27 protein-coding genes are annotated in these 23,021 nt (G+C 73.7%); 13 read left to right on the top strand and 14 right to left on the bottom strand.

Annotation, left to right across the window (positions count from 1 at the left end; all coding sequences use genetic code 11):
* Position 1: 1 nt before the first annotated feature.
* Complete coding sequence (locus CHF16_RS25170) at positions 2-490, bottom strand: MarR family winged helix-turn-helix transcriptional regulator (protein ID WP_089328604.1); 489 nt, start codon at positions 488-490, stop codon at positions 2-4.
* Positions 491-716: 226 nt separating this feature from the next.
* On the opposite strand from CHF16_RS25170, the gene trpS reads away from it, so the two are divergent.
* Positions 717-1,814, top strand: coding sequence for a tryptophan--tRNA ligase (gene trpS / locus CHF16_RS25165; RefSeq protein ID WP_089328603.1), 1,098 nt, complete (start codon positions 717-719; stop codon positions 1,812-1,814).
* A gap of 21 nt (positions 1,815-1,835) precedes the next feature.
* On the opposite strand, the gene CHF16_RS25160 is transcribed toward trpS, so the two are convergent.
* Genes CHF16_RS25160 through CHF16_RS25150 form a run of 3 tightly spaced genes read right to left on the bottom strand, consistent with a single transcriptional unit; the run spans position 1,836 to position 4,191 of the window.
* Positions 1,836-2,453: a TetR/AcrR family transcriptional regulator gene (locus CHF16_RS25160; RefSeq protein WP_089328602.1), complete on the bottom strand. Its 618-nt coding sequence runs from the start codon at positions 2,451-2,453 to the stop codon at positions 1,836-1,838.
* Complete coding sequence (locus CHF16_RS25155) at positions 2,453-3,403, bottom strand: saccharopine dehydrogenase NADP-binding domain-containing protein (protein ID WP_245869183.1); 951 nt, start codon at positions 3,401-3,403, stop codon at positions 2,453-2,455. Before CHF16_RS25155 ends, CHF16_RS25160 begins: the two co-directional genes overlap by 1 nt.
* A complete protein-coding gene (locus tag CHF16_RS25150) occupies positions 3,379-4,191 on the bottom strand; it encodes a class I SAM-dependent methyltransferase (RefSeq protein WP_089328600.1) in 813 nt (270 codons plus the stop codon). Before CHF16_RS25150 ends, CHF16_RS25155 begins: the two co-directional genes overlap by 25 nt.
* Positions 4,192-4,220: 29 nt before the next feature.
* On the opposite strand from CHF16_RS25150, the gene CHF16_RS25145 reads away from it, so the two are divergent.
* Both CHF16_RS25145 and CHF16_RS25140 read left to right on the top strand, forming a co-directional pair.
* A complete protein-coding gene (locus tag CHF16_RS25145; protein WP_218826823.1) occupies positions 4,221-4,478 on the top strand; it encodes a CTP synthase in 258 nt (85 codons plus the stop codon).
* Complete coding sequence (locus tag CHF16_RS25140; RefSeq protein ID WP_089328599.1) at positions 4,475-5,563, top strand: winged helix DNA-binding domain-containing protein; 1,089 nt, start codon at positions 4,475-4,477, stop codon at positions 5,561-5,563. Before CHF16_RS25145 ends, CHF16_RS25140 begins: the two co-directional genes overlap by 4 nt.
* A gap of 9 nt (positions 5,564-5,572) precedes the next feature.
* Here the strand turns inward: CHF16_RS25140 and CHF16_RS25135 are convergent, their stop codons facing one another.
* Positions 5,573-6,061 (bottom strand): MarR family winged helix-turn-helix transcriptional regulator, encoded by a 489-nt coding sequence (locus CHF16_RS25135; RefSeq protein ID WP_089328598.1) that lies wholly within the window; start codon positions 6,059-6,061, stop codon positions 5,573-5,575.
* Positions 6,062-6,153: 92 nt separating this feature from the next.
* Between CHF16_RS25135 and CHF16_RS25130 the strand changes: the two genes are divergently transcribed.
* Positions 6,154-6,921, top strand: coding sequence for a dioxygenase family protein (locus tag CHF16_RS25130; protein ID WP_089328597.1), 768 nt, complete (start codon positions 6,154-6,156; stop codon positions 6,919-6,921).
* 19 nt (positions 6,922-6,940) lie between these two features.
* Here CHF16_RS25130 and CHF16_RS25125 read toward each other — a convergent pair whose 3' ends face one another.
* Positions 6,941-7,789 carry an NAD-dependent epimerase/dehydratase family protein gene (locus CHF16_RS25125; protein WP_089328596.1) on the bottom strand — a complete coding sequence of 283 codons (849 nt, stop codon included), beginning with the start codon at positions 7,787-7,789 and terminating at the stop codon, positions 6,941-6,943.
* A gap of 268 nt (positions 7,790-8,057) precedes the next feature.
* On the opposite strand from CHF16_RS25125, the gene CHF16_RS25120 reads away from it, so the two are divergent.
* The gene (locus tag CHF16_RS25120) at positions 8,058-8,570 is read left to right on the top strand and encodes an O-acetyl-ADP-ribose deacetylase (protein WP_089328595.1); all 513 of its coding nucleotides are present in this window, start codon (positions 8,058-8,060) and stop codon (positions 8,568-8,570) included.
* A 7-nt stretch (positions 8,571-8,577) separates the two neighbouring features.
* Here CHF16_RS25120 and CHF16_RS25115 read toward each other — a convergent pair whose 3' ends face one another.
* The 3 genes from CHF16_RS25115 to CHF16_RS25105 form a co-directional block, all read right to left on the bottom strand.
* On the bottom strand, positions 8,578-9,042 hold the full coding sequence (locus CHF16_RS25115; protein ID WP_089328594.1) for a universal stress protein: 465 nt from the start codon (positions 9,040-9,042) through the stop codon (positions 8,578-8,580).
* A gap of 101 nt (positions 9,043-9,143) precedes the next feature.
* Positions 9,144-9,932 (bottom strand): TIGR03084 family metal-binding protein, encoded by a 789-nt coding sequence (locus tag CHF16_RS25110; protein ID WP_089328593.1) that lies wholly within the window; start codon positions 9,930-9,932, stop codon positions 9,144-9,146.
* Positions 9,933-10,011: 79 nt separating this feature from the next.
* A complete protein-coding gene (locus CHF16_RS25105) occupies positions 10,012-11,616 on the bottom strand; it encodes an AMP-binding protein (protein ID WP_089328592.1) in 1,605 nt (534 codons plus the stop codon).
* A gap of 189 nt (positions 11,617-11,805) precedes the next feature.
* On the opposite strand from CHF16_RS25105, the gene CHF16_RS25100 reads away from it, so the two are divergent.
* Entirely contained in the window at positions 11,806-12,675 is an 870-nt protein-coding gene (locus tag CHF16_RS25100; RefSeq protein WP_089328591.1) for an SAM-dependent methyltransferase, read from the top strand.
* Positions 12,676-12,680: 5 nt separating this feature from the next.
* Here CHF16_RS25100 and CHF16_RS25095 read toward each other — a convergent pair whose 3' ends face one another.
* Positions 12,681-13,439, bottom strand: a complete 759-nt coding sequence (locus CHF16_RS25095; protein WP_089328590.1) for an SDR family NAD(P)-dependent oxidoreductase — start codon at positions 13,437-13,439, stop codon at positions 12,681-12,683.
* Between the two features lie 149 nt (positions 13,440-13,588).
* Between CHF16_RS25095 and mshA the strand changes: the two genes are divergently transcribed.
* Genes mshA through CHF16_RS25080 form a run of 3 tightly spaced genes read left to right on the top strand, consistent with a single transcriptional unit; the run spans position 13,589 to position 16,273 of the window.
* Entirely contained in the window at positions 13,589-14,911 is a 1,323-nt protein-coding gene (gene mshA, locus CHF16_RS25090) for a D-inositol-3-phosphate glycosyltransferase (RefSeq protein WP_089328589.1), read from the top strand.
* Positions 14,908-15,414 carry a type III secretion system chaperone family protein gene (locus tag CHF16_RS25085; RefSeq protein WP_089328588.1) on the top strand — a complete coding sequence of 169 codons (507 nt, stop codon included), beginning with the start codon at positions 14,908-14,910 and terminating at the stop codon, positions 15,412-15,414. The genes mshA and CHF16_RS25085 overlap by 4 nt, the downstream gene beginning before the upstream one ends.
* Positions 15,415-15,442: 28 nt before the next feature.
* On the top strand, positions 15,443-16,273 hold the full coding sequence (locus CHF16_RS25080; RefSeq protein WP_089328587.1) for a phosphoglyceromutase: 831 nt from the start codon (positions 15,443-15,445) through the stop codon (positions 16,271-16,273).
* 98 nt (positions 16,274-16,371) lie between these two features.
* On the opposite strand, the gene CHF16_RS25075 is transcribed toward CHF16_RS25080, so the two are convergent.
* A complete protein-coding gene (locus tag CHF16_RS25075) occupies positions 16,372-16,809 on the bottom strand; it encodes a hypothetical protein (protein ID WP_089328586.1) in 438 nt (145 codons plus the stop codon).
* Between the two features lie 141 nt (positions 16,810-16,950).
* The gene (phoU, locus tag CHF16_RS25070; RefSeq protein ID WP_089328585.1) at positions 16,951-17,613 is read right to left on the bottom strand and encodes a phosphate signaling complex protein PhoU; all 663 of its coding nucleotides are present in this window, start codon (positions 17,611-17,613) and stop codon (positions 16,951-16,953) included.
* Between the two features lie 166 nt (positions 17,614-17,779).
* On the opposite strand from phoU, the gene CHF16_RS25065 reads away from it, so the two are divergent.
* Positions 17,780-18,985: a sensor histidine kinase gene (locus tag CHF16_RS25065; RefSeq protein WP_179271689.1), complete on the top strand. Its 1,206-nt coding sequence runs from the start codon at positions 17,780-17,782 to the stop codon at positions 18,983-18,985.
* A gap of 5 nt (positions 18,986-18,990) precedes the next feature.
* A complete protein-coding gene (locus CHF16_RS25060; RefSeq protein WP_483860511.1) occupies positions 18,991-19,662 on the top strand; it encodes a winged helix-turn-helix domain-containing protein in 672 nt (223 codons plus the stop codon).
* Between the two features lie 137 nt (positions 19,663-19,799).
* On the opposite strand, the gene CHF16_RS25055 is transcribed toward CHF16_RS25060, so the two are convergent.
* Together CHF16_RS25055 and CHF16_RS25050 are read right to left on the bottom strand one after the other, a co-directional pair.
* Positions 19,800-20,696 carry a copper chaperone PCu(A)C gene (locus tag CHF16_RS25055; RefSeq protein ID WP_143228110.1) on the bottom strand — a complete coding sequence of 299 codons (897 nt, stop codon included), beginning with the start codon at positions 20,694-20,696 and terminating at the stop codon, positions 19,800-19,802.
* 204 nt (positions 20,697-20,900) lie between these two features.
* On the bottom strand, positions 20,901-21,677 hold the full coding sequence (locus CHF16_RS25050) for a hypothetical protein (RefSeq protein WP_089328582.1): 777 nt from the start codon (positions 21,675-21,677) through the stop codon (positions 20,901-20,903).
* A gap of 351 nt (positions 21,678-22,028) precedes the next feature.
* Between CHF16_RS25050 and CHF16_RS25045 the strand changes: the two genes are divergently transcribed.
* A complete protein-coding gene (locus CHF16_RS25045) occupies positions 22,029-22,511 on the top strand; it encodes a CarD family transcriptional regulator (RefSeq protein ID WP_089328581.1) in 483 nt (160 codons plus the stop codon).
* Between the two features lie 34 nt (positions 22,512-22,545).
* The gene (gene ispF, locus CHF16_RS25040) at positions 22,546-23,019 is read left to right on the top strand and encodes a 2-C-methyl-D-erythritol 2,4-cyclodiphosphate synthase (RefSeq protein ID WP_089328580.1); all 474 of its coding nucleotides are present in this window, start codon (positions 22,546-22,548) and stop codon (positions 23,017-23,019) included.
* The last annotated feature ends 2 nt before the right edge of the window (positions 23,020-23,021 follow it).

Genomic DNA, 23,021 nt, shown 5'->3' with positions numbered 1-23,021 from the left:
TCTACTTTTGGCCCTGCCGGGCGCGCCGGGCCGGGCGGCCCGTCTCCACGGGGGTCGCGAGATGCCCCGTGACCAGCGCGTTCAGGGCGCGGACGAGCACCTCCCGGTCGCTCTCCGGCAGCGACGCGAGGGCGGCCTCGTGCACGCCGTCCACGATGCGCTGGCTCTCCACCGCGACACGCGCGCCCTTCTCGGTCACCGCGATGATCCGGGCGCGGCGGTCGGTGGACGACGGCCGGCGCTCGGCGAGGCCCGCCTTCTCCAGCGCGTCCACGGTCACGACCATGGTCGTCTTGTCCATGTCGCCGATCTCGGCGAGCTGGATCTGGGTGCGCTCCTCCTCCAGCGCGTGGACGAGGACGCAGTGCATGCGCGGCGTCAGCCCGATCTCGTCGAGCGCGGCCGTCATCTGCGTGCGCAGCACGTGGCCGGTGCGGTCGAGCAGGAAGGACAGGTCCGTGGTCGTCCTGCGGGGGGCCATCGAAGTCATGCCCCAAGCCTACCCAAGTGGTTCTGTTGCGGATTATCTGCGAACGGCTGCATGCCGTGGTCTATGCTGGGCGCATGACTCGCGTGCGTCTGGGCTGGTGGCCGTCCTAGGACGGCCGACGCTGACGCACGCCAAGGGCCGTCCGCTGGACGGCCCTTCCGCTTCTCGGTGACCCGGGGCCGCTCCGGCCGGACGGCCGCAACCCGCTCCCCACCGAGGAGAGACCATGGAGACCGCCGCCACCATTGCGGACGCCCTCACCGCCACGCCCACCGCCACGACCGGGTCCGTCTCGACCGCCGCCGCCGAAGCGCGCAGCCGGGAGCTGGAGCGGCGGATCGCCGCCGACCCCGGCGCGTTCCGCATCCTGACCGGCGACCGCCCCACCGGGCCGCTGCATCTCGGCCACTACTTCGGCACCCTCGCCAACCGCGTGCGGCTGCAGCGGCTCGGCGTCGAGCTGTTCGTGCTCGTCGCCGACTACCAGGTGCTCACCGACCGGGACGTCGCCGACCGCCTGTCGGAGCACGTCGAGGGCCTGGTCGCCGACTACCTGGCCGTCGGGATCGACCCGTCCGCCGCGACCGTGTTCCGGCACAGCGCCGTCCCGGCGCTGAACCAGCTCGTGCTGCCGTTCCTGTCGCTGGTGACGGTGCCGGAGCTGAGCCGCAACCCGACCGTGAAGGACGAGATCGCCTCGTCCCGGCAGGCGTCGGTCAGCGGGCTGATGTTCACCTATCCCGTCCACCAGGCCGCCGACATCCTGTTCTGCAAGGCCGACCTCGTCCCCGTCGGCAAGGACCAGCTCCCGCACCAGGAGATCACCCGGACGATCGCCCGCCGCTTCAACGAGCGCTACGCCCCGGTCTTCCCCGTCCCGGACGCGCTGCTGTCGGCCGCCCCGAGCCTGCTCGGCACGGACGGCCGGAAGATGAGCAAGAGCCGCGGCAACGCCATCGCGCTGTCCGCCGGGCCGGACGAGACCGCCAAGCTGATCAGGCGGGCGGTGACCGACGCCGACCGGCGGATCACCTACGAGCCGGAGACCCGCCCGCAGGTGTCGAACCTGGTGCTGCTCGCGGCGCTCTGCCAGGGCCGCGACCCGCACGCCGTCGCCGCCGAGATCGGGGACGGCGGCGGCGCGGCGCTCAAGAAGGCCGTCACGGAGTCGGTCAACGAGTTCCTGCGCCCGATCCGCGCCCGCCGCGCCGAGCTGATCGCCGACCGGGGGCACCTGCGGCGCGTCCTCGCCGAGGGCGCCGAGCGCGCCAAGGCCGTCGCCGACCGCACCCTGGCCGAGGTCAGGGAGGCCATGGAGTCGTAGGGGCAGGGAGCCGTAGGAGTCCTACGGGCGGGCTATGCCGTGCAGGACGACGGTGACGAGGTCGTCGACGCCGTCCGGCGGGACGCGGCGCGCGAGGTCCTCGCCCTGGAAGAGCACCGACAGCACCGGTTCGTGGCAGGCGCCGACGATCATGGACGTGGCGGCGTCCACCGGTGCGTCCGGGGCGAGGCGGCCGAGGTCGCGCTCGGCCCGCAGGTAGGCGGCGAGCCGGGACCGCCAGTCCGCCTCGCCGCCGCTCATGGCCGAGAACCGGGCGAGCACGTCCGGCTGCGCGACCAGGCCGGCGAGCACGGGCACGAGGGCGCCGTGCGCGGCCATCCCGTGCGCGACGTACGCGCGCAGGTTCTCCTCGACGGTGGCGGTGCCGGGCTCGGGCAGCGGGCCGAGGGCCCGGCCCACCGACTCCACCCGTGCCCGCAGCGCGTGCGCGAGCAGCTCCTCCTTGTCGGCGAAGTGGTTGTAGAGGACGCCGTCGGCGACGCCGGCCTCCCGCGCGATCGCCCGGACGGTCAGCCCGGCCGTCCCGCGCTCGGCGAGCATCCGCTCCGCCGTCGCGATCAGGTGCTCGCGCAGGGTCCGGTCGCCGGCGCGCAGCGCGGCCGCTTTTCGAGGTGACATCACCGCGCATCGTATTCGTCCAGCGCGAACCCGTGGGCGGCCAGCTCGGGCAGGAAGCCCGGGCCCGCCACGTCCTCGATGTGCCGGACGCCGCGCGGCGCCCCGTCCAGCAGCCGGACGACCAGCGCGGTGGCCAGGCCCGTCGCCCGGCTCTGCCGACGCCCGGCGAACGACCGGACCCGGCCGCCGGACGCGGCCGCCACCGCGAAGCCGTCCCCGCCCAGGTGGACGTGCCGGAACACGGCCCGCACCGGCGCGGAGCCGCGGAACCGCCGGAGCCGGGGGAGGGCGGCGGTCAGGGCGCGCGAGTCCAGGCAGAGGCCCGTCCTGACCCGCCCGGGGAGGGTGTACTGGTCGGAGAACGGGAAGCGGTGGACGGTCCGCACCCCGTAGGGCGGCGGGAAGCGCATCCGCCACGACTCGCCGATGCCGCCGAGCGAGTCGAGCGTCCAGTCGACGGCGGACGGGCCGTGCCGGTCGCCCGCGCCGATCAGGACGCCGATCTCGGTGCCGGCCCCGCCGAACCCGCGGGCCAGCAGGTTGGTGACGCCGGGCGCGAGGCCCACGCTCAGCACGGCCGTCGCGCCCGCGCCCGCCGCGAGCCCGTCGAGCTCCTCGATCGCGGAGAGCACCTCGTAGGACGCGGAGACGTCGACGTAGTGGACGCCGCGCCGGAGGCACCGCTCGGCGACGCGCGCGTTCCCGGTCTCGGCGCACATGACGACCGCGTCGGCGCCGAGGAGTGCGGCGTCGAGGTCTTCGGCGTCGCCGCTGCGCAGGTCGATCCGCAGCGGTGTCGCGCCCTCCACGGTGCGGGCCTTCTCGAGGTCGCGGCCCGCGACGACGATCTCCCGGACGTGCCCGCGCAGGCCCGCGACGACCTCCCGCCCCACGGCCCCGTACCCGCCGAGGATGACGACCCGGTTCATCGGCGCGCCGTCACCAGCCACGCCCGGCTCCGCAGCCGGACGGCGCCGTCGCGCTCGAAGCGCCGCATCGCGCCCGCCAGCGTGTCGACGAGGCCGCCGTCCGAGCCGTAGTTGTAGCGGATCGGGCCCCAGGCGGCGAAGAACCGCGCCGCGTCGCGCGCGTCCCGTCCCCAGACCTGCTCGGCCTCGACCCGGCGGCAGTTCACGGAGCCGAACCCGGCCGCGCCGAGCACCTCCCGGACGCGCGCGGGATCCGACAGCGACAGCGGCCCGTCCTGCCCGACCGGGGGCTGCTCGAGCGGTGGCAGCGCGGCGAACAGCGCCTTGAGGTCGGTGTCCCCGATCGGCGCCATCGACAGGAACGCCAGGCGCCCGCCGTCCCGCAGCGCCCGCCGGACGTTGCCGAAGGCGGCGACGGGATCGGTGAAGAACATGACCCCGAACCGGCTGATCGCCACGTCGAAGGCGCCGTCCGGGAAGGGGTGGACCTCGGTGTCGCCCTGCGTGAACTCCACGTTCCCGACGCCCTCTTCGGCGGCGAGGCGTTCGGCGGTGCCGAGCATGGGCCCGGACAGGTCCACGCCCGTCGCCGCGCCGAGCCTGGCCCGCCGCGCCGCGAGCCGGGTGGTCTGCCCGTTCCCGCAGCCGATGTCGAGGACGCGGTCGTGCGGCCCGATGGCCGCCGCGTCCAGCAGGGCGTCGTTGAACCCGCCGTTGACCGCGTCGTACCGGGCGGGATGCTCGGCCCAGTGCGTGCCCTCGTACCCGTTCCACGCCTCGGCCTGATGCGTGTTGACGATCTTCGCCATGCCCCCTCCTTCATTATGAACACCTGTTCATGAACATAGGTTCATACCGCCTCCGCCGTCAAGCGCCGCGCGCGGGCGGCCTGTGGTTCACCGGCCACGACGACGCCGGGCAGGTGCGCATCGCTGAGCTGGCGGGGCACCCGTTCTACCTCGCCACCCTCTTCCAGCCGGAGCCGGCGGGCGACGGCACCCGCCCCCACCCGGTCATCGCGGCGTTCCTGGCCGCCGCGGCCGGTGCGGGCCGCCCACCGGGAATGTCGGACGCATCCGCGACGATGGGCGGATGACACGGGCTGACAAGCGGGACCTGAACCGGGCGCTGCTCGCGCGGCAGATGCTGCTGGAACGCCGCGACATGCCCGCCCTCGACGCCGTCGAGCACCTCGTCGGCATGCAGGCGCAGGCGCCGAGCCCGCCGCACATCGGGCTGTGGAGCCGCCTCGCCGGGTTCACGTTCGACGCGGTGGGCCCGCTGATGACCGAGCGGCGCGTGCTCCGGATGGTGCTGATGCGCGGAACGCTCCACCTGGTCAGCGCCCGCGACGCCCGCGCGCTCCGGCCGCTCGTCCAGCCGATCCTGGACGGCTACCTGCGGTCCCGCGCCGCCGACCTCGCCGGCGTCGACCTCGGCGCGGTCACCGCGCACGCCCGCGCGCTGCTGGAGGACGAGCCGCGCACCGACAAGGAGCTGCGCACGCTCCTGGCCGAGCGCTGGCCCGACGAGGACCCGGCGCTCCTCGGCTGGGCCGTCCGGACCCGGCTGCCGCTGGTGCAGGTTCCGCCGCGCGGCATCTGGGGCGCCTCCGGGGTCGCCCGGCACACGACGCTCGACACCTGGCTGGACGGGCACCCGCCCGCCGAGACGACCCTGGACGAGGTCGTGCGGCGCTACCTGGGGGCGTTCGGGCCTGCGAGCGTCCAGGACGTCCAGCAGTGGTCCGGCCTGACGCGGCTCGGCGAGGTCGTCGACCGGCTGCGCCCGGAGCTCGTGGAGGTCCGGGACGAGGACGGCCGCGTCCTCTACGACCTGCCGGACGCGCCGCGCCCCGGCGGCGACGCGCCGGCGCCGGTCCGGTTCGTCCCGGACTTCGACAACCTGCTGCTCTCCCATGCCGACCGCGCCCGGATCATCAGCGAGGAGCACCGCAAGCGCGTCTTCACCGTGAACGGCATCATCCGCGCGACGTTCCTCGTGGACGGCTTCGTCCACGGCATGTGGAAGATCGAGAAAAAGCGCGGGGAGGCGGTGCTGCGCGCCGACCCGTTCGGCCCCGTCCCGAAGCGGGAGCGCGCCGCGCTCGAGGAGGAGGGCCTGCGGCTGCTGGCCGCGGCGCACCCCGGCGCGAAGACGCACGCGGTCGAGTTCGGCTAGCGGAACGCCCTACCCCTCGCCGCGGGCGCAGGGGGCCTCGTGGTCGGGGTCGAGGGACGACAGGAGCGCGTGCAGGGCCTCGCGGAAGGCGAGCATCTGCTCGCGGTCCAGCGGGTCGAACAGGTGGCGCCTGACCTCGGCGACATGGCCGGGGGCCGCCTTCTCCAGCACGGCGTACCCCTCGTCGGTCAGCCGCGCGATCGTGGTGCGGCGGTCGCCGTCGTGCTTGCACCGGCTGACCCAGCCGGCCTCCTCCAGCCGGTTCACGGCGTGCGAGAGGCGGCTCGGCGACGAGTGGACGAGCTCGGCGAGCGCGGTCATCGTCAGCGCGCGGCCGGGCGCCTCCGACAGCATCGCGAGGATCATGTAGTAGGCGTGCGGCATCCCGGAGTCGCGCTGGAGCTGCCGGTCGAGGGCGGAGCTGAGCAGCCGCGACGTCCACAGGAAGGCCCGCCAGGTCTCCTGCTCCTCGTCGTCCAGCCACCGCGCCTCGGTCATGCCGACAGTGTACCCAACAGTTGAATCCTCAAGCCTTGAAAGTTCAAGTATCTTCCGGATATGGTTGAAATCTCAAGTAAAGGGAGGACGACATGACCCGGATGCCGGTGCTCTACCTGAGCCACGGCGCCCCGCCGCTGGCGGACGACGCGCTGTGGACCGATCAGCTCGCCCGCTGGTCGGCGGACCTGCCGAAGCCCGCCGCGATCCTGATGGTGTCGGCGCACTGGGAGGCCGCTCCGCTGAGCATCGGCGCCACCCGGCGGGTGCCGTTGGTGTACGACTTCTGGGGGTTCCCCGAGCACTACTACCGCGTCCGCTATGACGCGCCCGGCGCCCCCGAGCTGGCCGCCGACGTGCGCAAACTGGTTCCCGGCGTGCAGCAGGACGAGGAGCGGGGGCTGGACCACGGCGCGTACGTCCCGCTCGTGGAGATGTACCCGGACGCCGACGTCCCCGTGCTGCAGATGTCGCTGCCCACGCTGGAGCCCGAGCGGCTCTTCGAGGTGGGGCGGAGCCTCGCGCCGCTGCGCGACCGCGGCGTGCTGATCATCGGGAGCGGTTTCACCACGCACAACCTGCGGGAGCTGCGCCCGGACCCGGACGCCCCGCCGCCCGCGTGGTCGGCGGAGTTCGACGAGTGGACGGACCGGGCGGTGCGGAGCGGCGACGTCGACGCCCTGCTCGACTTCCGCGCGAAGGCCCCCGCGGCGCGCATCGCCCACCCGCGGACCGAGCATTTCGCGCCGCTGTTCATGGCGCTGGGAGCGGACGCGGACGCGGACGCGGCGTCGGAGCGCCGGTCCGTGATCGACGGCTACTGGCTCGGGCTGGCGAAGCGGTCGTTCCAGTTCGGGTGAATTGTCACGTTCCGCCCGATTATTCGGTTGTGGTCTCCATCTGGGCGAACCCGGTGCGCCACGACGTCACCCGCGGCTTCCAGCCGAGCTCCAGCGCCTTGGCGTTGGACACCGGGCGGCCGGTCGTCGCGGCGTGCTTGCCCGCGCTGCCCGGGTGCGGGGCGCCGATCGCCGCGCTGTAGACGGGCAGCCAGTCCGCCGTGGTGGCGGGCTCGTCGTCCACGATGTTGACGGTGCCGGCCGGCCAGTCGAGCGCGGCGAGCGCCGCCGAGGCCGCGTCGTCGGCGTGCACGAAGGACGTCCACGACGGCGCCAGCCGCAGCGTGCCCGCGCGGGCCCGCTCCGCGATCGCGCCGTCGGGGGCGTACCAGGTGCCGGGGCCGTAGAGCGCGCCGTAGCGCAGCACCACGCCGCGCGGCATCTCGCCGACCGCCTCCTCCAGCGCCGCGACGCCCGCGTACGGGGGCAGCGTGGGGTCGAGCGGGTCGCTCTCGACCGCGGGCGAGGTGCCCGGGACGTACAGCCACGCGATGCTCTGCGCGACCATCGTCTCGACGCCGGCCGCCTTCGCCGCGTCCACCAGGTTGCGGGTACCGGTGATGCGCAGCCGCGAGTTGGCGTCGAAGTCCTCCTCGCTGAGGTCGGTGAGCTGGTGGATCACGGCGTCCGGGCGCTCGGCCGCGACGGTGTCGCGGACCGCCTCGGCGTCCAGCATGTCCACGATGACGGGCGCGGCGCCGAGGTCGCGCAGCAGCCCGGTGCGTTCGGACCGGCGCGTCGTCCCTGCGACCTCGTGGCCCGCCTGGACGAGCAGCGGGATCAGCCGGCGACCGACGACTCCGGTCGCTCCGGCGAGGAGAATCTTCAAGGGGGTACCTCCGCGACTGTCACGCCTTTGTGAGATCGTCTTTTATGGGATCGTCCAGTGCACTCACCCGGCGTTCGGCATGGTAGCCCCCCTGCGTCCGGCCGGACGATGTCGGACGAGCCGCACCGCCCCCGGGGTCCCGTCCGCCACTGAGCGTACCGCCGGGAACCGCCCGAACGCGTTTCGCATCCGGCGCGTACGAGAATTCACGTGTTCGGGCCGAATCTGGGACGGCCGAGAGACGCGGAAAGACGGCGGAGGAGCGCGCATGGAGATCACCCTCGTCCAGGGCGACATCACCGAGCAGGACGTCGACGCGGTCGTGAACGCCGCCAACTCGTCGCTGCTCGGGGGCGGCGGCGTGGACGGCGCGATCCACCGCCGCGGCGGGCCGGAGATCCTCGCCGCGTGCCGCGAGCTGCGCGCCGGGCACTACGGCGGCGGGCTGCCGACGGGCCGGGCGGTCGCGACCACGGCCGGGCGGCTGCCCGCCCGCTGGGTGATCCACACGGTCGGCCCGGTGTACTCCGCGTCCGACGACCGCTCCGGCCTGCTGGCCTCCTGCTACCGCGAGTCCCTGCGCGTCGCCGACGAGCTGGGCGCCGCCTCGGTCGCCTTCCCGGCCGTGTCGGCCGGGATCTTCGGCTGGCCGGTGGACGACGCCGCCCGGATCGCCATCGGCACCGTCCGCGCCACCCCCACCCGGGTCACCGACGTTCGCTTCGTCCTCTTCACCGAGGACGTCCTCGGTGAGTTCGCGCGCGCGCTCGAATCGTCCTAGCCGGCCGCTAATCCTTCTTGGGCGGCGGCACGACCAGCACGGGGCGGTGCGCATGGTGCAGCACGCGGGTCGACACGCTGCCCAGGATCACCGAACGCGCGCCCGCGAGGCCGCGCGAGCCGGTGACGATCAACGAGGCGTCCAGCTCGTCCGCGACGTCCACGATGGCGGCCCACACGGGCCCGCCGCCGCGCTCCGCCCGCGTCGTCACATCGGTCAGCCCGGCGGCCGCGGCGAGGTCGGCCCCCGCCCGCGCGAGCTGCTCGGCCTGCTTCTCCTCCTCCCACCTGTCGCCGTCCTTCGGCTCGGCCGGGACCGGCGCCACGGCCGCGATCGGCGCCCAGGTGATCTGCGTCAGCAGCGGCTCCCACACCGTCATCACCACGGCCGGCTCGTCCTTCACATGGCGGGCGGCGAACTCGATCGCGGTGCGCGCGTCGTCAGAACCGTCGAATGCAATGAGAACTGTCATATGGAGGACATGTCCAAGATCAGCCCCGGTGGAACCCGGACGGCCCGCACAGTGGCCGATCTCTCAGCGGCCCCGTCAGCCGGCTCTCCCGGCCGGCCCTGTCAGCTCGACCGGGGTGCGCGGCCGGTACCGGGTGGCCCGGCGAACGCCTGGGCGATGTCCAGCCAGCGGTCGGCGTCCGGGCCGGTGGCGGTGAGGGCCAGGTCGGCGCGGTGGCGGCGCTGCGCGACGGCGTGGCAGAAGTCGAGCGCGGGGCCGGTGACGGACTGGCGCGCGTCCTGCGGCCCCCACGTCCACTCCTCGCCGCCGGGCCCGGTGAGGACGACGCGGAACTCCTCGGACGGCGGCTCCAGCCCGCGGTTGCGGTAGGAGAAGTCGCGGGTCCGGACGCCGATGTGCGCGACGTGCCGGAGCCGGTGCGTCGGCTCGCGGCGGACCCCGAGCGCGTCGGCGACGTCCTCGCCGTGCGCCCACGTCTCCATCAGCCGCGCGGTCGCGAGCGTCGCGGCGCCCATCGGCGGGCCGAACCAGGGCAGCCGCGTGCCGGGCGGGACGGCGGCGAGGGCGGCCACCATGCGGCGGCGCCCGTCGCGCCAGCGGGCGAGGAGGTCGGCCGGGTCCTCCTCCGCGCCCTCCCGCGCGCCCGACTCGACGAAGCCGGAGGGGTCGGCGATCGCCGCCTCCAGGAGCTTCGCGAACGCGTCGGCGTCGGTGGCGGCGACCACGGCCTGGTCGTCGGTCCAGGCGAGATGGGCGATCTGGTGCGCGATCGTCCAGCCCTCGGCGGGGGTGGGGTCCGCCCAGCGGGCGGCGGGCAGCGGCGCGACCAGGGCGTCGACGGAGTCGCCCTCGGCGGCGAGGTCGGCGAGCAGAGAGTCCAGATCCGGCATCCCGCCATGATCGTCCGTTCCGGCGCCCCGGTACAGGCCGCGCCCCTACAAACCGAACGCGGTTCTTTCTCCGGGTCCGTCAGTCGAGGAGGGCGCGGGCGGCGGTGTAGTCGGCCTTGCCGTTCGGCAGGCGCAGGCCCGCGTCCGTCCGCACGAACGCCTTCGGGATCTTGTAGCGGGCCAGGTGGGCGGCGCAGCCCGCGCGCAGCTCGTCGTCCGAGGGGCCGCCGGCGGGGCTGACCACCGCGACGATCTCGGTGCCCCAGCGCTCGCTCGGCCGGCCGACGACCAGCGCGTCCGCGACGCCCGGCAGCCCGCGCAGCACGGACTCGACCTCCTCCGCGAACACCTTCTCCCCGCCGGTGTTGATCGTGGTGGCCTCCCGGCCGTGCACCTCCACGGTGCCGTCCGCGAGCAGCCGCGCCCGGTCGCCCGCGACGACCAGGCGCTCGCCGTCCAGCGTCAGGAACGTCTCCCGGGTCTTCGCCGGGTCGCCGAGGTAGCCGAGCGGGATCGCGTCGCCGCCCTTGGCCAGCCAGCCCAGCTCGTCCTCGCCGGGCGCGAGGCGCCGGGACCGGTCGGCCGACAGCACCGCCGTCCCGGGCGCCGCCGCGAACGTCCGGGCCGCCGAGCCGTGCCGGGTCACCTGGAACCCCGACTCCGACGACCCGAGGACGTCCACGATCCGGGCGTGGGGGAGGAGCTCCAGCATCCGCGCCTTCACGGCGGGGCTGATCGCGGCGGCCGAGTTCACGAACGTGCGCAGCGTGCCGAGGTCGTGCGGGCGCGCCTCCAGCGCCGCCGTGATCGGACGGGCGAACGCGTCCCCGACCAGCGGCATCCGGGTGACGCGCTCGCGCTCGGCGGTCGCCATCAGGTCGGCCGCGTCCAGGCCGTCCACCCGGTCGGGGAACACCACGCACCCGCCGCCGCACCAGGCGCCGAGCGCCGACCACGTGCCCGCGCCGTGCATCAGCGGCGGGCCGACCAGCACCCGCACGTCGCTGCGGACGGCCCGCGCGACCGCGTCGTCCAGATCGGTGACGGGGAGGCCGTCGCGGCGCCGCATCCCCAGCGGGCCGATCATCAGGTCGCCGATCCGCCACAGCACGCCCTTCGGCATGCCGGTCGTCCCGCCGGTGTAGAGGATGTGCAGGTCGCCGGCCTCGGGCCGCACCGGCGGCGGGCCGGCCGGCGCCTTGGCGAGGGCCTCCTCGTAGTCGAGCGCGCCGGGCAGCAGTGCGGCACCGGACTCGTCGGCAACCTGGAGGAGCAGGGGTCGCTCGTCCAGCCGCTCGACGACCCGGCCGATCGCGCCCGCGAACCGGGCGTGGAACAGCACGGCGGCGGGACGGGCGTCGCCGAACAGGTGCGCCAGCTCGTCGTCGACGTACCGGTAGTTGACGTTGAACGGGGCGACCCGCGCCTTGTGGGCGCCGACCAGGCCCTCCAGGTACTCGGGGCCGTTGTGCAGGTAGAGCGCCAGATGGTCGTGCGGCGACTCCCACGGCTCGGCCGCCGCCGTGCCGCGCAGGCCGAGGCCGTGCCCGTGCAGGACGTTCGCCAGCCGGCGGGTCCGGTCGGCCATCTCGCGCCAGGTGGTCCGGCGGTCGCGCCACACCAGGCACTCGCGGTCGGGGATCGCGGCGGCGATGGCCTCGTGCAGGGTCGCCAGGTCGAGCATCGGCACTCCTCGGGGGGACGGCGTCGGCACCGTAATCGCCAACTTACCGAACCTCGTTCGGTGAGGGGCGCGGGAGGTCGGGCGGTTCGCGGCGTTGTCGGACGTACCCCGCACCTTCCGGCGTACAAGGCATAGGCCGCGAGAAGGAACAATTGCCGGGTGCCCCCAGCAAGCCGGCCGCGAGGCGAGGTGACTCGCGGCACCACCGCCCCCAACCGGCTCCGCCGCGTGGACCGCTGGATCGCCGCCACCCAGGCCCGCCCGCTGCACGCGGACCCGCGCCCGCTGGCCGTCGACCTCGGCTACGGCGCCTCGCCGGTCACCACGTTCGAGATCTACACCCGGCTGCGCGCGGTCGCGCCGCGCCTGGAGGTCGTCGGCATCGAGATCGAACCCGACCGCGTCGCCGCGGGCCGGACCCTCCTCGCCGCCCTCCGCGAACCCCCCGAACCCCCGGATCCGCCCCCGCCGCGACCCTCCGTCCCCTCCAAAGGAGCCGGAGACCGCAAAGGAGCCGGTGCGTTCGAGGGGCTGTCGTTCCGGCTCGGGGGGTTCGAGCTGCCGGTGCCGCGGCCGCCCGCGCTGGTCAGGGCGTTCAACGTGCTGCGGCAGTACGACGAGTCGGCCGCCTGGCGCGCGTGGGACGACCTGCGCGCGCGCCTGGCACCATCGGGCGTCCTCGTGGAGGGGACGTGCGACGAGATCGGGCGCCGCGCGGTCTGGGTCACCCTCACCCGGGAGGGGCCCCAGACCATAACGTTCGCCGCCCATCTGGGCTCGCTGGAGCGTCCGTCCGTGCTGGCCGAGCGCCTGCCGAAGACGCTGATCCACCGGAACGTGCCCGGCGAGCCCGTCCACGCGCTGCTGGCGGACTTCGACCGCTGCTGGGCGACGGCCGCGCCGCACTCGGCGTTCGGCCCCCGCGCGCGCTGGGTCGAGGCTGTGTCGCTGCTGGCGCGGACCCATCCCGTCCTCACGCGTCCGCCGTACGGCGGGCGGCGCCGGTGGCGCCTCGGAGAGGTCACGCTCCCGTGGGCGGAGGTCGCCCCGCGACGCTGAGCCCGCTACTCGCGGTGCAGCTTGTAGGGGGCGGCCTGCACGCGGGGCTGCACGTCGATGCGGTCGATGTTCACGTGCGGCGGGCGGGTGACGGCCCAGGCCACGCAGTCGGCGACGTCCTCGGCGACGAGCGGCTCCGGGACGCCCTCGTACGGCTTGGCGGCCCGCTCGGCGTCCCCCCGGAACCGGACCAGGGAGAACTCCTCGGTCTTCACCAGCCCCGGCGCGATCTCGGTCACCCGCACCGGCTCGGCGACCAGTTCCAGCCGCATCACGTCGTTGACCGCGTAGGCGGCGTGCTTGGCCGCGTTGTACCCGCCGCCGCCCTCGTACGGGACGTGCGCGGCGAGCGAGGTGATGTTCACCACGTGCCCGGCGCCGCTCTCGATCAGCTTGGGCAGGATCGCCTTCGTCACCCGGACCAGGCCCAGCACGTTGGTGTCGTACATCGTCTGCCAGTCGGACAGGTCGGCGTCCGCCACGCTCTCCAGGCCGACGGCGCCGCCCGCGTTGTTGACCAGCACGTGGCAGGCGGGGACCGCCGCCGCCAGCGCCTCCACCGACTCCTGCGAGGTCACGTCCAGGGTGACCGGGACGGTCTTCGCGGCGCCCGGCACGGTCTCGGCGATCTCTTTGGCGAGCGCGTCCAGGCGGTCGCGGCGGCGCGCGGCGAGCACCACGTTGAACCCCTCCGCCGCCAGGCGCCTCGCCGTGGCGGCGCCGATCCCGCTGCTTGCTCCGGTCACTATCGCGGTCTTACGCATGCGACCAGGGTCCCAGACGCGGTCGGCCGCGCCGCGCGGGGGACGGTCCGCGGTGAGACGGGTCACTGTGGCGAGAAGTCACGAATGTCCCCCTTCCCGAGGGAACACCAAACCCGGTCGATAGGTTGCACTACCGGAGGTGATGTTCAGTGTCGCGTCGTATCAACCGGGTTGCGACGGTCAGTGTTCATACATCCCCCCTTGACCAACCTGGTACCGGCGACGCGGGCGGCATGAACGTCTACATCGTCGAGGTGGCCAAGAGGCTGGCCGCGAGGGGTGTGGAAGTCGACATCTTCACCCGCGCGACATCACGGGCCCTGCCCCCGGTGGTCGAGCTCGCCCCGGGCGTGCTCGTCCGCAACGTCGTCGCCGGGCCGTTCGAGGAGCTGGAGAAGACCGAGCTTTCCCGGCACCTGTGCGGCTTCACCTCCGGGGTGCTGCGCGTCGAGGCGGCCCACGACCCCGGCCACTACGACCTCCTGCACACGCACTACTGGCTGTCCGGGCAGGCCGGCTGGGCGGTCAAGCAGCGGTGGGGCGTGCCGCTCGTCCACTCGATGCACACGATGGCGAAGGTCAAGAACGCGGCCCTGGCGGACGACGACAAGCCGGAGCCCGCCGAGCGCGTCCTCGGCGAGGAGCAGGTCGCGGCCTCCTCCGACCAGCTCGTCGCCAACACCGCCAAGGAGGCCCGCGAACTCGTGGACCTCTACGGCGCCGACCCCGCGCGGGTCGCGACCGTCAGCCCCGGCGTCGACCTGTCGATGTTCCGCCCCGAGTCGCCGATCCTCGCCCGCAGCACCGGCCTCCTCCCGCACCGCACCGGCCCGGCCCGCCGCCGGCTCGGACTGCCCCGCGACGCGTACGTGCTGCTGTTCGTCGGCCGGATCCAGCCGCTCAAGGCGCCGGACGTCCTGCTGCGCGCCGTGGCCCGCATGCTCGCCGACGATCCGGCGCTGCGCGCCAGGCTCGTCGTCGCCGTCGTCGGCGGCCCGTCCGGTTCCGGCCGCTGCCGCCCCGAGGGGCTCCAGTCGCTGGCCGCCGGGCTGGGCATCAGCGACGTCATGCGCTTCGAGCCGCCGAGCCCGCAGCGCGAGCTGGCCGACTGGTACCGCGCCGCTGACGTCACCGTCGTCCCGTCCCACAGCGAGTCGTTCGGGCTCGTCGCCGTGGAGTCGCAGGCGTGCGGGACGCCCGTCGTCGCGTCCCGCGTCGGCGGCCTGTGCACCGCCGTCGCGGACGGCGAGTCCGGTGTCCTGATCTCCGGGCACGACCCCGCCGACTACGCCGCCGTCCTGCGCCGGCTGCACGCCGAACCCGGCCTGCACGCGCGGCTCGCCCGCGGCGCCGTCCGGCACGCGGACGGCTTCGGCTGGGACGCCACCGTCGACCGCCTCCTCGACGTGTATACCGGTGCCATGTCGTCGATGCCCGCCATGAACGCCGCCGCCGCGGAGGTCACCGCATGACCGAAGAGCGTGCGAACCACGTCGAGACCATCAGGGAGACGCTCAGGGCGGCCGAGCTGGAGTTCGACGAGCCGCGCGAGAACGCGTTCTTCGTCAGGCTCCCCGGGCAGCACAAGCTCGCCACGATGACCTGGCTGATCGTCGGCGACCACTCCCTGCACGTCGAGGCGTTCTTCTGCCGCCGCCCGGACGAGAACCACGCCGAGTTCTACCGGTTCCTGCTGGAGAAGAACGGTCGCATGTACGGGGTCGCGTTCGCCCTGGACGACGTCGGCGACGTCCACCTCGTCGGGAAGCTGCCCCTGGAGGCGATCTCCCCGGACGAGATCGACCGCGTCCTCGGCTGCGTGCTCACCTACTCCGACGAGAACTTCGACAAGGCCCTGGAGCGCGGATTCAAGACGTCCATCCAGCGCGAATGGGACTGGCGGGTCAAGCGCGGCGAAAGCCTCGCCAACCTGCGGGCGTTCGCCTCCTTCGCGGACCCGGCCAACCGCGAGTGACCCCGGGCGGGCCGATAGGCTCTGCGGCATGGCGACCCTGGTATTGCTCCGGCATGGCGAAAGCGTTTGGAACGCGGAAGGGCTGTTCACCGGCTGGGTGGACGTCGACCTGTCCGCGAAGGGCGAGAGCGAGGCGACCCGCGGCGGCGACCTGCTGCTCGACGCCGACATCACCCCCGACGTGGTGCACACCTCCCTGCTGAAGCGGGCCATCCGCACCGCCAACATCGCCCTGGACGTCGCGGACCTGCTCTGGATCCCGGTGAAGCGCTCCTGGCGGCTGAACGAGCGCCACTACGGCGCCCTCCAGGGCAAGAACAAGGCGCAGACGCGCGAGGAGTTCGGCGAAGAGCAGTTCATGACCTGGCGCCGCTCCTACGACACCCCGCCGCCGCCCATCAAGGACGACGACCCGCTGTCGCAGGTCAACGACCTCCGGTACGCCGAACTGCCGTCCGAGCTGATCCCGCGCTCGGAGTGCCTCGCCGACGTCGTCGACCGCCTGCTGCCGTACTGGTACGACGCGATCGTGCCCGACCTGGCCGCCGGCAAGACCGTCATGGTCGCCGCGCACGGCAACTCGCTCCGCGCCATGGTCAAGCACCTGGACGACATCTCCGACGAGCAGATCGTCGGCCTGAACATCCCGACCGGCATCCCGCTGGTCTACGAGCTGGACGACGACTTCGCGCCGCTCAAGCGCGGCGGCGAGTACCTCGACCCGGCCGCGGCGAAGGCCGCCATCGAGGCCGTCAAGAACCAGGGCGCCGCGAAGCCGGGCGCCCCGAAGCCCCCGGCGCCCGCCAAGGACGCCAAGGACGCGAAGAAGGACAAGCCCCGGCGCGGCCGCAAGAAGTGACCGTCCCGGCCGGCCGTGGCGCGCACGGCCGGCCGGCCCGGCCGAAGACGGGCCGCGCCGCGCGGCCTCATACGTCGAGGGCCGCCCGGGGCGGCCCCTCACGCAACGAACGCCGAGAGGAGCCCGCCGCCGACCACCGCGAGCCCGATGAAGGTCAGCGGTCCGGTCGCCCACGCGGAGGCCCGCGCCTGCTTCTCCGTCGCCCCGGCCCTCATGAGGAGGCGGCGGATCGCTCCATAGGGGTCTCCGCGTGTGAAGATCGGCATGTACGCCACCGGTGCGTACAGCAGGCTCAGCATGAAGGCGGCCGCCCGCGCGAACAGGCCGTCGAGGACCGAGTGCACCGCCAGCAGCGCCAGCCCGACCGCGGCCGCGCCGGCGAGGTACAGGACGGCCGACCTCACGGCGGCCAACGCGACGTCCCCGTCGGTGGACCGCACGAGCGGTCCCCAGATCCAGCTGACCATCGTGGAGCGCAGGAAGTGCGCCCAGGCCAGTACCGCGAGGATGAGAATCAGGAAGAGCGCCTCGTCCACGCCTCACTCCAGCCGGATCGCGGCGCGCGTCGCCGGCGGCACGCCACATTAATGATCACAGCTGATCGCGGCGAGCACCAGATGGCACCCGTGGCCTGAGGAGGACGAGGGGAGCGGCCGTCGCGGTTCCGGGCGTCCCGCTCAGGCCGGGTCGGTGATCTCCTCCGGCCGCTGCCCGGTCACCAGGTAGACGACGTTCTCCGCCACGTGGACGGCGTGGTCGGCGAAGCGCTCGAAGTAGCGCCCGGCGAGGGTGATGTCGACGGCCGGTTCGACGCCGTGCTTCCACCTGGGCGACAGCAGGATGTCGAACAGCCGCCGGTGGAGGCGGTCCATCTGGTCGTCGTCGGCGTCGAGCTCCAGGCCCATCTCCACGTCCTGGGACGCGATGACGCTGCCCGTCTTGGCGATCATGCGCTCGGCGATCTGCCCCATCTCCAGGACGGTCGCCTGCAGCTCCGGCGGGACGGCCGTCTCCGGATGCCGGCGGCGGGCGGTCTTGGCGATGTGCACGGCGAGGTCGCCCATGCGCTCCAGGTCGCCGCTCATCCGCAGCGCCGTGATCAGCGTGCGCAGGTCGCCGGCGACCGGCTGCTGCCGCGCCATCAGGTCGAAGACGGTCGCCTCGATCGCGGCGTCGATCTTGTTGACGTGCTCGTCACCGCTGATGACCTCCTCGGAGAGCCGCAGGTCGGCGTCCAGCAGGGCGGTCACCGCGCGGGCCATCGCGGACCGGACGAGGCGGGTCATCTCCACCAGGCTGTCGGTGAGGGAGTCGAGTTCCTCGTGGTAGGCGTCGCGCACGTGAAGTCCTTCGCTGTGAACCGGGGGAGGGCGGACTCGCCCACGCCACAGCCTGCCCCGCCGCGGTGAACGGCCCCGTAGGGGAAGGTGAACTTTAAGGGAACGAGACGTACCTGACCTGCATCGCGGGGAAGGGCAACTGGTTTCGCCGCCTACGATCCGTGGTGTGGAGGTCGAGATGGTCGCGAGCCTCGCCGGGCTCGCCGGGCTCGCCATCGGGCTCACGACTGGATTGGCGGTGCGCGTGAGCGAGCGAGCCCAGCGGAGGGCGCCCCAGACGGCCCCGGTGGGAACCCTGCCCCCCGGCGTGGCGTCGGTGCTGAGCGTCCTGCGCTCGTCGGCCGTGGTCGTGGACGGTGAGGACCGGGTGCTGCGCGCCAGCTCCGCCGCGCGGGCCTACGGCCTGGTCAGCGGCGACCGGCTGGTGGTGGACGAGGTCCTCGCCATGGCGCGGCTCGTCCGCCGGGACGGGGAGATCCGGGAGAGCGAGATCCAGGTCGGGCCGACGGGCGCGCGGAGCCGGGCGGACGGCCGCTGGTTCGCGGTCCGGGTGGCGCCGCTCGGCTCGCACGGCCTGGTCCTCGTGCTCGCCGAGGACCTCACCGACATGCACCGCACCGAGGCGATCCGGCGCGACTTCGTGGCGAACGTCAGCCACGAGCTGAAGACCCCGGTGGGCGCCCTGTCGCTGCTCGCCGAGACCGTCGAGAACGCCGCCGACGACCCCGAGGCCGTCCGCCGGTTCGCCGGGCGGATGCAGTACGAGTCGGTGCGGCTGACCAATCTCGTCCAGGACCTGATGACGCTGTCGCGCGTCCAGGGCGACGAGCCCCTCCCCGACCTGCGGCCCGTCGAGCTGGACGAGGTCGTCGCGGAGGCGCTGGAGCGCTGCCAGTTCAGGGCGGGCGAGAAGGAGATAGCGCTCGCGTCGGGCGGCGAGGCCGGCCTGCGGGTCCGCGCCGACCAGGAGCTGCTCGTCACCGCGCTGCGCAACCTCGTCGACAACGCCGTCGCCTACAGCCCCGAGCGCACCCGGGTGGTGGTGTCGGCGCGGCGGCTCGACGACCGGCAGGCCGAGATCAACGTGACCGACCAGGGCATCGGCATCCCGGACGCCGAGATCGGCCGGATCTTCGAGCGGTTCTACCGGGTCGACCCGGCCCGCTCGCGGCGCACCGGCGGCACCGGGCTCGGCCTCGCCATCGTCAAGCACGTCACCGGCAAGCACGGCGGCGACGTGACGGTGTGGAGCAAGGAGGGCCACGGGTCGACGTTCACGATCCGGCTCCCGCTGCTCGACGCCCCCCTTCGTCCCGCCGCAGGGACCGCAACGAAAGCCCCAGAGAACACCGCCCGGGAGGCATCACCGTGACCCGCGTGCTCGTCGTGGAAGACGAGGAGTCGTTCAGCGACGCACTGTCGTACAACCTCCGCAAGGAGGGCTTCGAGGTGGCGGTCGCCGCCACCGGCCCCGACGCGCTGGACATCTTCGAGCGCAACGGTGCCGACCTCGTGCTGCTCGACCTGATGCTGCCCGGCCTGCCGGGCACCGAGGTCTGCCGGGAGCTGCGCGCGAAGTCGAGCGTCCCGGTGATCATGCTGACCGCGAAGGACAGCGAGGTCGACAAGGTCGTCGGGCTGGAGCTCGGCGCCGACGACTACGTCACCAAGCCGTTCTCCACCCGGGAGCTGATCGCCCGGATGCGGGCCGTGCTGCGCCGCCAGGGCGAGGCGGACGAGCCGGCGCCCGCGACGCTGGAGGCCGGGCCGGTCCGGATGGACGTCGAGCGGCACGTCGTCAGCGTCGGCGGCGAGCCCGTCCAGCTCCCGCTGAAGGAGTTCGAGCTGCTGGAGGTGCTGCTGCGCAACGCCGGGCGCGTCCTCACCCGCATGCAGCTGATCGACCGCGTCTGGGGCGCCGACTACGTGGGCGACACCAAGACGCTGGACGTCCACATCAAGCGCCTCCGCGCCAAGATCGAGGAGGCGCCGTCCGCGCCCCGGTACATCGTCACCGTCCGCGGACTGGGCTACAAGTTCGAGCCCTGACGGACACGGGAACGGCCCGCCCCCGGCTGGGAGCGGGCCGTTCGCGCGTTCGCGCTCGCGTGCGGGCCGTCGCGGGCCTTGCGGGCCTTGCGGGCCGTGTGGGCCGTGTGGGCCTTGTGGGCCTTGCGGGGCGCCGGTCAGTGGCCGCCGGAGGCGCCCGGCGTCTCGGTCGTGCCGGGCGATCCGGTCGTGCCGGGCGTCCCGGTCGTGCCCGGGGTCGGCTCTCCGGTCGCGCCCGGCGAGGGGCTGCCCGTCGGGCTCCCGGTCGCCCCCGGCGACGGCGAGCCGGTCGGCTGCGTCGTGGGCGTGGCGGCCGGGTAGGTGGAGAAGTCCTCCTGGTCCGGGGCCACGGGCACCTGGAACTCGACGGCGCCGGCGTGCTCGAACTGCATCCGCACCGGGACGGTCGTCCCCGCGACGAGGTCCTTGGTGAGGCCGGTCAGCACCACGAGGGGCCGGTCGCCCGCGCCCGGCGTCACCGGGAGGCCGCTCTCCTGCGTGCTGGTGGTGTTCTCGGACGTCGGGGTGCTCGTCGTGTTCGGCGTGGCGCCGGTGCCGGCGCTGGTCCGCGGGCTCGGGGTGCCGGTCTGCCCGCCCGACGGCGTGGCGGTGGCGCTCGCCTTCGGGGCCGGCTTGCCGAGCAGCTTGGCGACGCCGCCCGTCCCGTCCGCCTGGGCCGCCGGCACCGGGACGGCGCCGCCCGCGATCTTGGCCTGGCCGAAGGCGGGCGAGCTGACCGCGACCAGCCGGTCCGGCCGCCCCTTGACCTGGTTGATCACCACGCCGTAGAGCGGGACGTCCGCGCCCGCCTTGAGCGGCTGCCCGTCCCGCCCGCCGAGCAGGAACATGTTGCGCAGGTCGATCTGCGTCGCGGCCTTCTCGTCCATCGGGATCGACACGTTGACGCCCTCGGTCAGCTGCGTGGGCGCGGCCGACTGGGGCGACGTGCCCGCGCCGCAACCGGAGATCACCGGCGCGATCGCGACGGCGCCCGCCACGGCGAGCACGACCACTCGACGGCTGTTTCGGATCACGGCGTCGGTCTCCTCGCGAAGTGTCATGGTGAGAGCGGCGTGAGATACGCCAGGGGAAGCGTAGCGAGACCCCGGCGCGAACCCCTCCCCGGGGTCGGCGACACGCCCTGATCATGCTCTCGCACGCGCGGACCATGCGCGGGCGGGGGCGGAAATTCGTCGCGGAATCGCGGAGCGGACCGCGCGGCCCGTCCGGCCGGCGGGTCAGTAGCCGGTGCCGAGCGCCTGGACCCGGCCGGCGAGTTCCGGGCCCGGCCGCGGGGCGCGGACGATCTCGGTGACGACGCCGTCCGGCTGGACGAACACGGCGGTGAGGCCGGTGCCGGTGGGGCCGCGGGTACCGGGCGCGGGGGCGTAGGCCGAGGCGAGGACGCCCTCCCGGTCCGTCAGGATCAATGGCGTGCCGCCGTGGGCGGTGCCCGCGCACGCCTTCAGCTCCTTCAGCGGCGTCGCCTTCTTCCCGGGCGCCGGGCGCGGGTCGGCGACGAGCCAGAAGTTGAGCTTGTACTGCCAGGTCCTGGCGGCGAGGTCGGCCACCACGCTCTCGCACTCGTACGCGGGCGGGACGATGCCGATCACGCCGGGGCGCAGGTCGCGCAGCGGGGTGCGCACATCGCCCTCAGCGCCGGTGCCGACCTCCCGGTCCGGCAGCAGCCCGCCGATCTCGCCGGGGCTCGCCGACGGGCGGGGCGCGAGCTGCGCGCCGGTCGGGCGCGGTACCGGGCGCGGGCCGAACGCCGTCATGAGCACCCCGCTGAGCAGCGCGACCAGCAGCGCGCCCGCGATGATCGGGATCGCGACGCCGAACCGGCCGACCGGCCGGGTGAGCCGCCGGACCCGGGCGCGGCGCCGTCGGCGCCGCTCCTCGCGGTGGTAGGCGGCCATGTCCGGCTCGAGCTCGCGGGCGTCATCGGGCACGACGACGTCAACGTGCGGGAGCCCGTAGTCGTCGGGCTCCGGGTCGCCGCCGTCCGGCCTCACGCCGCACCTCCCTCAACGGGTCGCGTCACCCGGGCCGCCGTCCAGTTCCAACCCTTCCGGGCGCTTCGTACCCGCGCCGCGCGGCTGGTTCACCTCCCAGTATGGAACGCGTGGCCGGGCGCGGCGGGACGGATGCTTGTAACCGCGGCCCCCTTACCGGTAATGGCGTTTCGGTGGGATCCCAGTGATCTCCCGGCTACACTGAGTGCGGGGAACTGGTCGCCGATGCACCATTAAAGGGCTTTGTCAATACCCCAATATGCGGGTTGACCTGCGCATATGTCTGGAAGGCCGGTTCAGCCATGCTCGTTTCCGTGCTACCCTGGTTCTAGCGGAAGGGGTACTTGTCACATGACTTTCCAGGTCGGCGACACCGTCGTCTACCCCCACCATGGGGCTGCTCGGATCGAGGCCATCGAGACTCGCACCATCAAGGGTGAGGACAGGACCTATCTGGTCCTGAAGGTTGACAAGGGTGACCTGACAGTGCGGGTCCCGGTCGAGAACGTCGAGGACGTGGGCGTCCGGGACGTCGTCGGCCAGGAGGGACTTGAGAAGGTGTTCGAGGTGCTTCGCGCACCCTACACCGAAGAGCCCACCAACTGGTCGCGCCGGTACAAGGCGAACCTTGAGAAGCTCGCCTCCGGTGACGTCAACAAGGTCGCCGAAGTCGTCCGCGACCTCTGGCGGCGCGACAAGGAGCGCGGCCTGTCCGCGGGTGAGAAGCGGATGCTGGCCAAGGCGCGCCAGATCCTGGTCAGCGAGCTCGCGCTCGCCGAGAAGACCAACGAGGACAAGGCAGAGGCCCTGCTGGACGAGGTCCTGGCCAGCTGAGCGGCCGGCCGAATTGAGCACACGGCTTCCACGGGTGGGCGTCGGTACCGACGTCCACCCGTTCTCGTCCACTCCGCGGCCGCTCAAGGTCGCGGGGCTCGAATGGCCGGGTGAGGGCCACGGCCTCGCCGGCCACTCCGACGGCGACGTCGCCGCGCACGCCGCCTGCGACGCCCTGCTGTCGGCCTGCGGTCTCGGCGACCTCGGCGCGGTCTTCGGCACGGATGACCCGCGCTGGTCCGGCGCGTCCGGCACCGACCTGATCGCCGAGGTCGCGCGCCGCGTCACCGACGCGGGCTTCACCATCGGCAACGTGGCCGTCCAGGTCATCGGCAACCGCCCGAAGATCGGCAAGCGGCGGGCCGAGGCCGAGAAGACCCTCACCGAGGCCCTCGGCGGCGCCCCGGTCACGATCTCCGCGACCACCACCGACGGCCTCGGCCTCACCGGCCGGGGCGAGGGCCTCGCCGCCGTGGCGACCGCCCTGGTCCTGCCCCCCGGCCCCTGACC

Origin of the sequence: Actinomadura meyerae, from assembly GCF_900188445.1 — a bacterium.
GTDB lineage: Bacteria > Actinomycetota > Actinomycetes > Streptosporangiales > Streptosporangiaceae > Spirillospora > Spirillospora meyerae.
The sequence above is the reverse complement of the archived record's forward strand: the minus strand, read 5'-3'. Positions and strand labels throughout refer to the sequence as shown.

Bases quoted from the DNA above. Each gene is read 5' to 3' on its own strand.
- CHF16_RS25160 (WP_089328602.1), bottom strand. From the start codon at position 2,453: ATGTCACCTCGAAAAGCGGCCGCGCTGCGCGCCGGCGACCGGACCCTG.
- CHF16_RS25130 (WP_089328597.1), top strand. From the start codon at position 6,154: ATGACCCGGATGCCGGTGCTCTACCTGAGCCACGGCGCCCCGCCGCTG.
- CHF16_RS25105 (WP_089328592.1), bottom strand. From the start codon at position 11,616: ATGCTCGACCTGGCGACCCTGCACGAGGCCATCGCCGCCGCGATCCCC.
- CHF16_RS25140 (WP_089328599.1), top strand. From the start codon at position 4,475: ATGACACGGGCTGACAAGCGGGACCTGAACCGGGCGCTGCTCGCGCGG.
- CHF16_RS25145 (WP_218826823.1), top strand. From the start codon at position 4,221: ATGAACATAGGTTCATACCGCCTCCGCCGTCAAGCGCCGCGCGCGGGC.
- CHF16_RS25115 (WP_089328594.1), bottom strand. From the start codon at position 9,042: ATGACAGTTCTCATTGCATTCGACGGTTCTGACGACGCGCGCACCGCG.
- CHF16_RS25085 (WP_089328588.1), top strand. From the start codon at position 14,908: ATGACCGAAGAGCGTGCGAACCACGTCGAGACCATCAGGGAGACGCTC.
- CHF16_RS25110 (WP_089328593.1), bottom strand. From the start codon at position 9,932: ATGCCGGATCTGGACTCTCTGCTCGCCGACCTCGCCGCCGAGGGCGAC.
- CHF16_RS25045 (WP_089328581.1), top strand. From the start codon at position 22,029: ATGACTTTCCAGGTCGGCGACACCGTCGTCTACCCCCACCATGGGGCT.
- CHF16_RS25080 (WP_089328587.1), top strand. From the start codon at position 15,443: ATGGCGACCCTGGTATTGCTCCGGCATGGCGAAAGCGTTTGGAACGCG.
- CHF16_RS25170 (WP_089328604.1), bottom strand. From the start codon at position 490: ATGACTTCGATGGCCCCCCGCAGGACGACCACGGACCTGTCCTTCCTG.
- CHF16_RS25120 (WP_089328595.1), top strand. From the start codon at position 8,058: ATGGAGATCACCCTCGTCCAGGGCGACATCACCGAGCAGGACGTCGAC.
- CHF16_RS25135 (WP_089328598.1), bottom strand. From the start codon at position 6,061: ATGACCGAGGCGCGGTGGCTGGACGACGAGGAGCAGGAGACCTGGCGG.
- trpS (WP_089328603.1), top strand. From the start codon at position 717: ATGGAGACCGCCGCCACCATTGCGGACGCCCTCACCGCCACGCCCACC.
- CHF16_RS25095 (WP_089328590.1), bottom strand. From the start codon at position 13,439: ATGCGTAAGACCGCGATAGTGACCGGAGCAAGCAGCGGGATCGGCGCC.
- CHF16_RS25150 (WP_089328600.1), bottom strand. From the start codon at position 4,191: ATGGCGAAGATCGTCAACACGCATCAGGCCGAGGCGTGGAACGGGTAC.